Source organism: Chitinophaga sancti (assembly GCF_034424315.1).
In the GTDB taxonomy this organism is placed as follows: Bacteria; Bacteroidota; Bacteroidia; order Chitinophagales; family Chitinophagaceae; genus Chitinophaga; species Chitinophaga sancti.
Genome location: NZ_CP139972.1, coordinates 7271841 through 7283447 on the forward strand (window position 1 = coordinate 7271841; position 11607 = coordinate 7283447).

Below are 11607 nucleotides of genomic sequence, written 5' to 3' on the forward strand. Positions count from 1 at the left end.
ATTTTTACTACAGGTCTTAACATTAAAGTTACAGCCGATGAAGTTCTTACTTTTACTCATGCTGGCAGGGAGTGCATTGCATGCACAACAATACAGCCTCCTCATAAAAAACGGGCATGTCATCGATGCAAGAAATCATATCGATGCTGTCATGGATATTGCACTCAGGGATGATACCATTGCAAAGGTTGCACCACATATTGATCCGGCGAAAGCCACTACAGTGATAGATGCAAAAGGATTATATGTCACACCGGGGCTCATCGATATTCACACGCATAACTTTATCGGCACCACTCCTAACAGGTATCTGAATAACAGTTACAGTGCAGTAGCACCGGATGGTTTTACATTCCGCTGTGGGGTGACGACTGTTGTAGATGCTGGTAGTTCGGGCTGGCGCAGTTTTGAAACCTTCCTGGATCAGACCATCAAACATTCACAGACAAGGGTACTGGCTTTCTTAAATATTGTAGGCGGTGGTATGCGTGGTGGTGCTTACGAACAGGACACCAATGATATGGATGCAAAGATGACGGCCTTGACTATCCGCCAGTATAGAAAGTACCTGGTAGGTATTAAGGTCGCACATTTTGAAGGGGCAGAATGGACGCCTGTAGACAGGGCCGTGCAGGCCGGGGAGATAACGGGAACGCCTGTGATGATTGACTTTGGAGGCAGTAACCCACCTTTGCCGCTGAATGAATTATTTGAAAAGCACCTGCGCCCCGGCGACATATTTACACATGTATATGCGAATGTAAAGGGTCGCATGCCGGTGGTAGATGAAAGTGGGAAAGTACCTGATTACATTTGGGCTGCACGTAAAAAAGGAATCCTCTTTGACGTAGGTCATGGTGGTACCAGTTTCTCCTATAAGATTGCGATGCCGGCTATGAAAGCAGGTTTCCTGCCGAATACCATCAGTACGGATATTCACACCGGGAGTATGAATGCGGCTATGAAAGACCTGCTGAATGTGATGTCGAAGATGATGGCGATGGGCATGAGTTTTCCTGCACTAATCAAAGCAACGACGGACGATGCCGCAAAAGCAATCCGTCATGAGGAACTGGGTACTTTATCAGAGAATAGTGTGGCAGACATTGCTATTTTAAGACTGGAGAAAGGGCAGTTTGGTTTTGCGGATCCGATGGGTGTAAAGCTGGAAGGAAAGGAGCGGCTTGCATGTGAGGTGACCATTCGTGCGGGTAAGGTAGTATATGATCTGAATGGACTGGCGGATAGTATTTCAGTACAAACCGAAAATTAGAATATGAAACTGTTTTTTTTGATTCCACTCTGTTTGCTGGGGTATGTACACCTGGCAGCACAGACCATATCCAAAGAGGAGCTGATCTTTTTAACGGCCGACTGGAAGGGGGAACGCTTTCCGGACGGCCGGCCCCGTATTCCGGACGCCGTGATTGCGCAGGCAAAGGAGGTAGGGCTGGATGATGTATGGACGATACTGGAAGGAGAGGGCTATCATTGCCAGTTTGAAGGTGGATTTAAAATGATCCACCCGGATAGTGTGATTGCGGGCAGGGCCCTGACCGCGATGTTTATTCCTGCAAGGCCGGATGTGGAACAGCACCTGAAAGAACGGGGGCAGCAAAGAGGCTGGAAGGGTAATACCAATTCATGGCCTATTCAGCAACTGGGTAAGGGGGATGTATATGTGGCAGATGGATTCGGGAAAATTACAGATGGTACCCTCATTGGTTCTACACTGGGTAATGCTATCTTTGCCCGCACAGGTAATGGTGTAGTATTCAATGCATCGGCGCGCGACCTGGAAGGGCTGGAAGCAATATCCGGCTTTAATGCGCTGGTAAGAGACTGGGATCCGTCTTTTTTAAAAAACGTAATGCTGTCTGGTATGAATGTGCCAATTCGTATAGGGAAGGCAGTGGTATTGCCAGGCGATTTGGTGCTGACTTCAAAGGAAGGAGTCATTTTTGTACCGGCGCACCTTGCAGAAAAAGTGATTGGTATTGCTGCATTTATCCAGGTGAAAGATGCGTTTAGTTTTGAGATGCTGAAGGGGGGGAAATATACACCTGGTGAACTTGATAATAACTGGACGGATGCCATCAGGCAGGCTTTCCTGGAATGGCAGCACCAGCAGGCAGGGAAAGCCCCTATGAGCAGGCAGGAGCTGGACAAAATGTTAGAAAAACGCACCTGGTAACCGCTGCACCTGCTAACTGGCATACGTACCTGGTAAATTAGAGAAGTGCACTTTGTAAATTTTAAAACGCACACGGTAAAAATAAACATCCACTTATGAATCATCTGGGCCCTTATATTATTGGTTTTTGGATCCTGTTGGCAATATTATTTTCCAGGAAACCGCAGACTCGCGGTTATGTATACACGTTAATGATCTTTGCTGCGGTGACAACATCACTATATTATCCGCAATATTTTACCCACATTGGGGATTATGACCTGGCAAAGCTGATCACGCCTTTATTACAGATCATCATGTTTGGCATGGGAACGGCGATGAGCCTGGGGGATTTTTATGGTGTAATCAGGATGCCGATGGGTGTTTTGACGGGAGTACTTTGTCATTTTACAATTATGCCTTTTATAGGCTGGGGCCTGGCGCATTTGTTCGGGTTTCCGCCGGAGATAGCGGCGGGTGTGGTATTGGTGGGTACGGTGCCTTGTGGCATGGCTTCCAATGTGATCTCTTACCTGGCAAAGGCGAACATTGCATTGTCAGTAACGCTAACGGCTATTTCCACCATGCTGGCACCTTTTGTAACGCCGTTGTTGATGCGGTGGCTGGCGGGAAGTTATATAGACATCAGTGTGACGCATATGATGTGGGATATTTTTAAGCTGGTGATTTTGCCGGTGGCAGCGGGTTTGGTCTTTAATCATTTTCTGAGTGGGAAGGCGAAATGGCTGGATGATATTATGCCTAAGATCTCTATGACAGCGATTGGACTGATTATCGTGATCATTACGGCGCATGGGCGGGATGCTTTGCTGGATGTGGGATTGCTGTTGATCCTAAGTTCATTGATACATAATTTATCGGGGTATGGATTGGGATATTGGTTGTGTAAGCTGATCAGGATGAAGGAGCAGGATTGCAGAACGATTGCGATAGAGGTGGGGATGCAGAATAGCGGGTTGGCATCGGCGATAGCGAAGAGTATGGGGAAGATAGCAACAGTAGGATTGGCGCCTGCAGTATTTGGGCCGCTGATGAATGTGACAGGTTCTTTGCTGGCGAGCTGGTGGCACAGGCATCCGCCGGAGGGAGATGTGGTGAGTGAAAATAAATAGGAATGGATATTGAGCGGCAACCGCTCATAGCAGCCGTTACTTGAGAATTTGAATCCCAAAATGAGTGACTACTTTGTAAAATTATAAATGAAAAATAAGGAATAGATAACGTGGAGGAGCCGTACTACCGTAAGTAGTACGGCTCATGTTTTATCATACAAGACACCTTTCGGCATCACGTGGTGGAATCTATAATAAAGACAAACGGGAATGAGAGGCAAAAGATAATAACTATAAGCGAAAAAAGTATGCCTTTCGGTGAAATTTTTATAAATAGTTCCGGGGCATCTTTCTTTTGTGCGCTTAATTTGATAAATTGTTAGTGAATAAGCAGGTCTCAAAAACGGGGCCGGAATCCACATTTATCAATCAAAACCACGTATATGAATTCTCCTTCTAATCGCCGGGATTTCCTTCGTCAAATGGCAGTGTATTCAATGGGTGCTGGTATGATTCCAGGTTTCCTTGCTGCTTGTAATAATGGTCTGTCAACAAAAGAATCAGGTACAAAGGATTCCACTGCCGCCACTAAAGCAGAAGCGCTGGGTACGGCAAAATCCCTGTTTTTTAAGATCTCCCTGGCGGAATGGTCCTTCCATCGTGCTTTATTTGCCAAACAGATGAGTCATCTTGATTTTCCTGTAAAGGCGAAAAAGGATTTCGGTATTGAGGCGGTTGAGTATGTAAACCAGTTTTTCATGGACAAGGCGAAGGACAAAGCTTACCTGGCTGATCTGAAAAAACGCTGTAGTGACAATGGTGTTAGAAGTGTACTGATTATGTGTGATGGCGAAGGGGAGATGGGTGATCAGGATGTGAAGAAGAGATTGCAGGCAGTAGAAAATCATTACAAATGGGTAGAGGCCGCGGAATACCTGGGTTGTCATGCCATCCGCGTAAATGCTGCCGGTACGGGAAAACCGGAAGATGTAGCAAAAGCAGTAGAAGAATCTCTTTCTAAATTATCAGAATTTGCAAGCACGCATAATATTAATGTGATTGTAGAAAACCATGGCGGCATTTCCTCTAATGGCAAATGGCTGTCTGGTGTCATGAAAACAATCAACCGCCCTAATTGCGGTACCCTCCCTGATTTTGGCAATTTCTGTCTGAACAGAACAAAGCCCGAAGCGAATACGCCTGAAGCCTGGGCAAAGACAAAATGCCTGGAAGAATATGATCGCTATGAAGGGGTAAGCGAATTAATGCCTTTTGCAAAAGGTGTGAGTGCCAAAACCTATGATTTCGATGCAAATGGTAACTGCATAGAAACAGACTATCATAAAATACTGAAGATCGTGAAAGAGGCCGGTTATACAGGTCATATCGGTATAGAATTCGAGGGCAACACATTGTCCGAAGACGAAGGGGTGAAGAAAACACTTGCACTCCTGAAGAAAGTGGGAGAGGAACTTAGCTAAGTTCCTCCCCTTTATCTCTGACAGTTATAGTGACCATATTAAGTTAAATGACCGAAAAAAAGGAAGGTTATCATTTTCTTACCATTTATCAATTATATTTGGATTTGATAATTTTATAATATATTAGTAGTCAGTTTTTAGATTCTTCTTTCGTCCGCCGTTTAGTAGTTCATCTCCAAAATCTTTGTCAGCAACCTTAAGTTTGTAGCACAACCTTCCTCGATGGATAAGTTAATTTTATTCGGAATCCTGGCAAGTATACTGTTTATCCTTGCCTTTTATATTGATAAGCTGATCTCTTTATTTGAGGATGTAGACGAAAAGGAGGTGCTAGGGGTAGGTTATGGTACCTGCACCAGGGGCGGTTTTCCGGTAGCATCCGCTAATCCGGAAGCACCGGAACTGATGACTGGTATTCACAGGAATGTGGATAACCAATATGTATATATCTATCCCAATCCAAGGGATCGCTTCCTGGCAGGGTATTTTGTTCAGGTTGTGGGTACCCGGATTCTCTATAAAATAGGGAACTATGGAGATGATGCCATCGTCATAGGGATCCCCGAAAAACTGCAGGGAAAGCGGTTTACCCTGCAATATGCGGCTTATGATAATATGGATCGTGTCAGTAATAAGATCACGGTAGTGATTGATGCGGTCGAAGTGGAGGCAGATAATATGGCTGATACCCGGACCCTGGACTGGATGCCGGAAAACTGATTTTAATCCACCTTTACCTTTACCCTGTCTCCTTTGAACTGGTATTTAAAACGCATTTTACTTTGGAAGGCATTTAGCACCTTATCCAGTGACTGATTTGGAAAAGCACCATTTACATTACCCAATTCAGACACATCTCCTTCTACATAAATTTCCGTACCATACCATTCTTCCAGTGTATGCATCGCATTCATGAACGGTACATTGGAAAAACTCAGTTCTCCTTTCAGCCACTGATCCAGTTCGGCAGGTTGGTAAGTTTCTTTTTCCATGAGGTCAATCTCCTTATTAGCCAGCACCATATTGCCGATGCCCAGTGTTTCTGCCTGGTTATCAGTAGTGGAATGGTAAGATTTGGCTGCCTGTATGGTACCGCTACCCAGGTAGGCGGTTGCCCCCTGTTGTGCTTCGAAGCATCGAATTCTGAAAGAGGTCGCTGTAGTACTGCTCAGGGTAAGGATATTGGTTACTACCTTCAGTGCATGCGGGGTATTGAACCAGGCTTCCCCATCCAGCAGCAAGGTATGTGTCTGGGTATAGTTATCCGGCACCAGTACGGTCGATTTTCCATTCAGCAATACTTCGGTACTATCTGGCAGGGTGAAACGGGTACGGGCACCCTGTGTTCCTTCATGCGGTGTATAAACGACCTGGGATTCTCTGAATGATGCCAGGGCAGGTTTCTTTCCTGCTTTGAAAAAATACATAGCGGTTGTGGTGCCACATAAGGTAAGAACGATAATGATATACAGCCACTTGCTGGACTTTTTGTTTGAAGGCACTGGGAATTTTGATTTTGATGAAGGTATAAAAATAAAGAAAAAATTATAGGCCGTATCCCCATTTGGATCAAATAAAAAATGAACCTTTATTATTCATTTATTTAATTAAAACTTCACTTGTTTTGATATTATCTAAACCTGGGGGAAAGCAGGGATCACCTAATATTGATGATGTGTGGCGGCACCTTAACTTTGCGGCCCATGGAAAAGCAGCAACCATTATCATTCGAGAATACCGAAATCGCCTTTGAATCCAGAACAGATAAAGCATTAAAGAAAGCTGACTTCCTGTTTAGCAATATAGGTAAGCCCTGGCTGGTAAAGCTGGGGGCGGCACTGACGCCTTTAGCCTTTAAGATGCACCTGCCAGTCAGGGGAATCATTAAGACCACTATCTTCGACCAGTTCTGCGGCGGCGAAAACCTGCAGGAGGCGGCCCGTACCGCTGAAACGCTGGATCAATACCATGTAGGTGTCGTACTGGACTATGGTGTGGAAGCCATGGAAGGGGAGGAGAACTACGATCATGCAGTTCCTGAATTTATCCGGGCGATTGAATACGCTGCTAACAAGGCCAGCATTCCATTCATTGCCATTAAGGTGACCGGCTTTGCCCGCATTTCACTGCTGGAAAAAATTCATGCAGGCGAAACCCTTTCAACTGAAGAAAAAGCGGAGTTTGACCGGGTGACAAAGCGTATTCAAACCATTGCTGCGACTGCTGCCAAATACAACAAGGCATTGCTCATTGACGCGGAGGAAAGCTGGCTTCAACAGCCGGTAGATGACATGGCGGATATGCTGATGGCGCAGTTTAACAAAGAAAACGTAGTCATTTTCAATACTTTCCAGTTGTATCGTCACGATCGCCTGGCGTTCTTAAAAACTTCTTTCCAGAAAGCACAGCAACAGGGCTACCTGTTGGGCGCCAAACTGGTAAGGGGTGCTTATATGGAAAAGGAGCGTAAACGCGCCGAAGAAATGGGATATCCATCCCCGATCCAACCGAACAAAGCAGCTACCGATACAGATTACAACGCTGCGGTAGCATTCTGCATGCAACACCTCGATAAACTGGCGGTTTTCATTGGCACACACAATGAAGACAGTAGTATGCTGGGGGCCCGGCTGCTGGAACAACAAAATCTACCTCACCAACATCCCCATGTCAGCTTCTCCCAGTTATATGGAATGAGCGACAACATCACCTTTAACCTGGCTCATGCCGGTTATCGCGTATCCAAATACCTGCCTTATGGACCTGTAAAGGATGTGATGCCTTACCTGATTCGCCGTGCACAGGAAAATACTTCCATCTCCGGACAAATGGGCCGTGAATTGGGATTACTGCGCAAGGAGATGAAAAGAAGAGGCTTGTAACTTTTTCATAAAGGGAACGTTTTAAAGAAAAACCCATTTATGAAATCTACCCACATTGCTATTTTGTTAACACTGACTTTGACAGCATTCACATTTGCCTGCAAAAAGGACAACGAGGGGAAAAAATATGAAGTGACCACCAAAGCAGAAGGAAGCCTAATTAAATCGGCCACTGCAAAAAACCTGGCAGGTACCTGGAGATTGACTGCCGAACGAGTTGGAGATGGTTCCCTTGGTGAGTGGAAAGATGTATCCGAATATAAAGTGATCTCTTTCTCAGGTACCAGCGTATTTGTAAATACAGATGGTTCCAAAAACACTTTCGCACTCCAGGGCTTAGCTGGTGATACACTCACAAGTATGACCTATGAACCTGTGACTGGCTCCACCGGAGCAACTGTGTATCTGAAGGTGTATGAAAATGCTATATATGTGTCTGGCCTGAATTGTACGGAAGGTTGTACATTCAAGTATAACAGGGCACAATAACAAATAAAGACATTTGTCTCCTGAGAAGGATCGCTTTTGCAGTACGCGGAAGCGATCCTTTTTTCATTACTTTTGCGGAATGGAACAATACCTCAACTTACTCCAACATATCCTGGACCAGGGTTCTGTAAAGACAGACCGTACTGGTACAGGCACTATCAGCTGCTTTGGAGCTCAGTTACGTTTTAATCTCCAGGAAGGTTTTCCGCTGGTAACTACCAAGAAGCTGCACCTGAAATCCATTATCTACGAACTGCTCTGGTTCCTGAAGGGCGATACCAATATTAAATACCTGAAAGACAATGGTGTAAGGATCTGGGATGAATGGGCCAACGAAAACGGCGATCTGGGTCCTGTTTATGGCAAACAATGGCGTAGCTGGGAAACCAAAGATGGCAAAGTCATAGACCAGATCGCCGATGCTATAAATACCATCAAAAAGAACCCCGATTCCCGTCGTATCATTGTAACAGCATGGAACCCGGCAGACCTGCCAGCGATGGCGCTGAGTCCATGCCACTGCCTGTTCCAGTTCTATGTTGCGGATGGACGTCTCAGTTGCCAGCTCTACCAGCGTAGTGCAGATGTATTCCTGGGCGTACCTTTCAACATCGCTTCCTATGCGCTGCTCACGATGATGATCGCGCAGGTATGTGACCTGGAACCGGGTGATTTTGTGCACACTTTTGGCGACGTACATTTGTACAGCAACCATATAGAACAGGCGAAGCTACAGCTGAGCCGTACTCCTTATCCACTGCCACAGATGAAGATCAATCCTGCTAAGAAGGATATTTTCTCCTTTGAGTATGAAGATTTCGGACTGGAAAATTACCAGTTCCATCCGCATATCAAGGCGCCGGTAGCTGTATAAGTCATTCTTCCTCATTTAAATTCAATACATTGGTCTCTATTATCGTTGCTGCATCTGAAAATAATGTTATCGGTATTCATAATCATCTGCCATGGCACCTGCCGGTAGATATGAAATATTTCAAAGACACGACAATGGGGAAACCAATTGTTATGGGTCGTAAATCATTTGAAGAATTAGGGAAAGTACTTCCCGGGAGACCTAATATCATGATCACCCGTCAGCAGGAGTATGTAAGTCCGGGATTGATCGTGGTACCTTCACTGGAAGCGGGGATCGAAAAGGCGAAGACCTTTGGTACTGAGGAAGTTTTTGTAACAGGGGGAGGAGAGATCTTTAAGATGGCGATTGAAAAGGGCATTATAGACAGGATCTACCTGACAAGGGTGCATGCAGAGGTGGAAGGGGATACTTATTTCCCTGCTTTTGACCAGACGAAGTGGGAGAAGGTGAAGGATGAAAAGTATGAGAAGGATGAGAAGCATAAGTATTCAATGAGTTTCCAGGTATGGGACTTTAAGAAATAAAATTCTTTAGCCGGCTGCAGGCCATGGCGTATAAAATGAAAGGCCGCTGCGATTGCAGCGGCCTTTCATTTTATTATCTGAATATCACCGTTCCCAAGCCATTCGTCAACTCATTCTCCAGCTGCTTCAGGTGTTTATGCATTTTCATACAATTGATCTGCGCTTCAAAATCTGTCGATTTCTCCAGCTCCTGCTGATTTTCGATGATCATTTTCCGGATCTTGCGGAGCATCAGGTAGTTCGTGGTAGAGATCGTATCTTTCAGGTAGGCATTATCTCCATACACGGTGTCAATTTCAAATTCTTCTTTCCATTTCGGGCTTAGCTCAGCTTCTTTATCTTCCATGATCTGTACCACCATGGCGGTTACATCGTGATCGCTGTGATAGAGGAACCATTTCTTATCAGGCAGGTTGTCCTCATCATACATCTGTTTATATTCCCTGAGTATGCGTTTCACAATCTCATTATCTGCGAGTGATTCGAAATCATATGGCAGGCGGAATATATAATCAGCTACGGTATTCTGGTCTTCTTCACTGAAAGGTTTATCGCCAAAGCGGAGCAGTATTTTCACCAGTTCCCGTTCCTGTCTTTCGTCGGGATTAAAGAAGTTGTCAGACACCCCCCCTCCATTTTCCATGGCTTCCATGGCAGCGATGGCTTCCGGCGAAAGATCATCATCCTGTGAAGGCGCATTTTTCTCCTGGTCTCTGCTAAACTGTTGTTCTTTCTTCTGTAATTTCTCCCGGATGAATTTATTGACCAGGTTGATCAGACCCTGTTCATCGATCTTTAGTACCTGGCTACACTGGCGGATATAATCCTGTTGCCGGGTGAAGTCTTCTGTTTTATCGATCTTGGCGATGGTCTCCGCAATTTCATTTACCAGCTGTGATTTTTTGGTGGTATCATTACCGGCATCCTGCATGGAAATCTGCAGTTTGAACAGGATGAAATCCTGTTTATTGTCTGCAATGAACTGGCGGAAGGCTTCAGCGCCTATTTTCTGTACATAGCTATCCGGGTCTTCTTTGTCAGGGATGAGTACCAGCTTCACATTCAGGCCTTCTTCGATTGCCATATCCAGACCCCGCAAGGCTGCTTTTACACCGGCGTTGTCACCATCGAAGAGGATGGTGAGGTTGTTCGTGTATTTCTTGATCAGGCGAAGCTGGTGCTGTGTGAGGGAGGTACCACTGGAAGCCACTACGTTTTCAATCCCGGCCTGGTGCAGGGAGATAACGTCGGTGTATCCTTCTACCAGCAGGCATTCATTCAGTTTGTCGATAGCATGTCGGGCAAAGTAGGTACCATATAAGACCCTGTTTTTGACATAGATCTCATTCTCCGGGGAGTTAACGTATTTGGGTGCACGGTCATTTTTGACGAGGATACGGGCTCCAAATCCGAGAACTTTACCGCTCTGGTTGTGGATGGGGAATACCACGCGGCCCCTGTAGTTATCACCGGGTTGTTCGTTCCGGATGGTAACGAGACCTGTTTTTTGCAGGTATTCCAGGTTATAGCCTTTGGCGAGGGCGGCTTTGGTAAAGGCATCCCAGGCATTGAGGCTATAGCCCAGCTGGAATTTGCGGATGGTTTCCTGGGTGAAACCTCTTTCCTCGAAGTAGCTGAGACCTACGTTCTGGCCTTCTTCGGTATTGAAGAGGGTATTGGAAAAGTATTCTCTTGCGAAGTTGTTGATAATGTAAAGGCTATCAGCCAGTTGCTGCTGTTGCTTTACTTCTGCGCTGACTTCGGTTTCTTCTACGGTGACATCATAGCGCTGGGCGAGCCACCGGAGGGCTTCCACATAGGAGTATTTTTCGTGCTCCATGAGGAATTTGATGGCGTTTCCACTGGCACCACAACCGAAGCATTTGTAGATTTCCTTGCTGGGGGTGACAGTAAATGAGGGGCTTTTTTCGTTGTGAAAAGGACAGAGGCCAAGGTAGTTGGCACCTCTCTTTTTCAGTTTGACGAAATTCCCGACAATCTCTACAATGTCAATGCGGGCAAGGATTTGTTGTATGGTTTGTTGCGATATCACGGGGTAAAGTTAGGGTATTTAGGGGAATGGGGGAGATTACCTGTAAGGTATTGAG

At 45.6% G+C, this 11607-nt stretch carries 11 protein-coding genes; 9 read left to right on the forward strand and 2 right to left on the reverse strand.

What is annotated here, in order from left to right; translation table 11 throughout:
- The first annotated feature begins 37 nt into the window (after window positions 1-37).
- The 5 genes from U0033_RS28660 (at window position 38) to U0033_RS28680 (ending at window position 5447) form a co-directional block, all read left to right on the forward strand.
- Window positions 38-1273, forward strand: coding sequence for an amidohydrolase/deacetylase family metallohydrolase (locus U0033_RS28660; protein ID WP_072361609.1), 1236 nt, complete (start codon window positions 38-40; stop codon window positions 1271-1273).
- Between the two features lie 3 nt (window positions 1274-1276).
- Window positions 1277-2194, forward strand: a complete 918-nt coding sequence (locus U0033_RS28665) for an RraA family protein (RefSeq protein ID WP_072361612.1) — start codon at window positions 1277-1279, stop codon at window positions 2192-2194.
- Window positions 2195-2289: 95 nt separating this feature from the next.
- Window positions 2290-3306, forward strand: a complete 1017-nt coding sequence (locus tag U0033_RS28670) for a bile acid:sodium symporter family protein (protein ID WP_072361615.1) — start codon at window positions 2290-2292, stop codon at window positions 3304-3306.
- Between the two features lie 383 nt (window positions 3307-3689).
- Window positions 3690-4727 (forward strand): sugar phosphate isomerase/epimerase family protein, encoded by a 1038-nt coding sequence (locus tag U0033_RS28675; RefSeq protein WP_083571543.1) that lies wholly within the window; start codon window positions 3690-3692, stop codon window positions 4725-4727.
- A 222-nt stretch (window positions 4728-4949) separates the two neighbouring features.
- Window positions 4950-5447, forward strand: coding sequence for a hypothetical protein (locus tag U0033_RS28680; RefSeq protein WP_072361618.1), 498 nt, complete (start codon window positions 4950-4952; stop codon window positions 5445-5447).
- Between the two features lie 2 nt (window positions 5448-5449).
- On the opposite strand, the gene U0033_RS28685 is transcribed toward U0033_RS28680, so the two are convergent.
- Window positions 5450-6229 (reverse strand): FecR family protein, encoded by a 780-nt coding sequence (locus tag U0033_RS28685; RefSeq protein WP_143150732.1) that lies wholly within the window; start codon window positions 6227-6229, stop codon window positions 5450-5452.
- A 201-nt stretch (window positions 6230-6430) separates the two neighbouring features.
- Here U0033_RS28685 and U0033_RS28690 point away from each other — a divergent pair, with 201 nt between their 5' ends.
- The 4 genes from U0033_RS28690 to U0033_RS28705 all read left to right on the forward strand — a co-directional run bounded on the left by U0033_RS28690 (window position 6431) and on the right by U0033_RS28705 (window position 9499).
- Complete coding sequence (locus tag U0033_RS28690) at window positions 6431-7609, forward strand: proline dehydrogenase family protein (RefSeq protein ID WP_072361625.1); 1179 nt, start codon at window positions 6431-6433, stop codon at window positions 7607-7609.
- A 39-nt stretch (window positions 7610-7648) separates the two neighbouring features.
- Complete coding sequence (locus U0033_RS28695; RefSeq protein ID WP_072361628.1) at window positions 7649-8098, forward strand: hypothetical protein; 450 nt, start codon at window positions 7649-7651, stop codon at window positions 8096-8098.
- 79 nt (window positions 8099-8177) lie between these two features.
- Window positions 8178-8972 carry a thymidylate synthase gene (locus tag U0033_RS28700; RefSeq protein ID WP_072361630.1) on the forward strand — a complete coding sequence of 265 codons (795 nt, stop codon included), beginning with the start codon at window positions 8178-8180 and terminating at the stop codon, window positions 8970-8972.
- A gap of 29 nt (window positions 8973-9001) precedes the next feature.
- Window positions 9002-9499 (forward strand): dihydrofolate reductase, encoded by a 498-nt coding sequence (locus U0033_RS28705; protein WP_072361633.1) that lies wholly within the window; start codon window positions 9002-9004, stop codon window positions 9497-9499.
- A gap of 73 nt (window positions 9500-9572) precedes the next feature.
- Here U0033_RS28705 and dnaG read toward each other — a convergent pair whose 3' ends face one another.
- Window positions 9573-11552, reverse strand: coding sequence for a DNA primase (dnaG, locus tag U0033_RS28710; protein WP_072361636.1), 1980 nt, complete (start codon window positions 11550-11552; stop codon window positions 9573-9575).
- Window positions 11553-11607: the final 55 nt, after the last annotated feature.

Bases quoted from the DNA above. Each gene is read 5' to 3' on its own strand.
- U0033_RS28695 (WP_072361628.1), top strand. From the start codon at position 7,649: ATGAAATCTACCCACATTGCTATTTTGTTAACACTGACTTTGACAGCA.
- U0033_RS28675 (WP_083571543.1), top strand. From the start codon at position 3,690: ATGAATTCTCCTTCTAATCGCCGGGATTTCCTTCGTCAAATGGCAGTG.
- U0033_RS28665 (WP_072361612.1), top strand. From the start codon at position 1,277: ATGAAACTGTTTTTTTTGATTCCACTCTGTTTGCTGGGGTATGTACAC.
- U0033_RS28690 (WP_072361625.1), top strand. From the start codon at position 6,431: ATGGAAAAGCAGCAACCATTATCATTCGAGAATACCGAAATCGCCTTT.
- U0033_RS28700 (WP_072361630.1), top strand. From the start codon at position 8,178: ATGGAACAATACCTCAACTTACTCCAACATATCCTGGACCAGGGTTCT.
- U0033_RS28670 (WP_072361615.1), top strand. From the start codon at position 2,290: ATGAATCATCTGGGCCCTTATATTATTGGTTTTTGGATCCTGTTGGCA.
- U0033_RS28660 (WP_072361609.1), top strand. From the start codon at position 38: ATGAAGTTCTTACTTTTACTCATGCTGGCAGGGAGTGCATTGCATGCA.
- U0033_RS28680 (WP_072361618.1), top strand. From the start codon at position 4,950: ATGGATAAGTTAATTTTATTCGGAATCCTGGCAAGTATACTGTTTATC.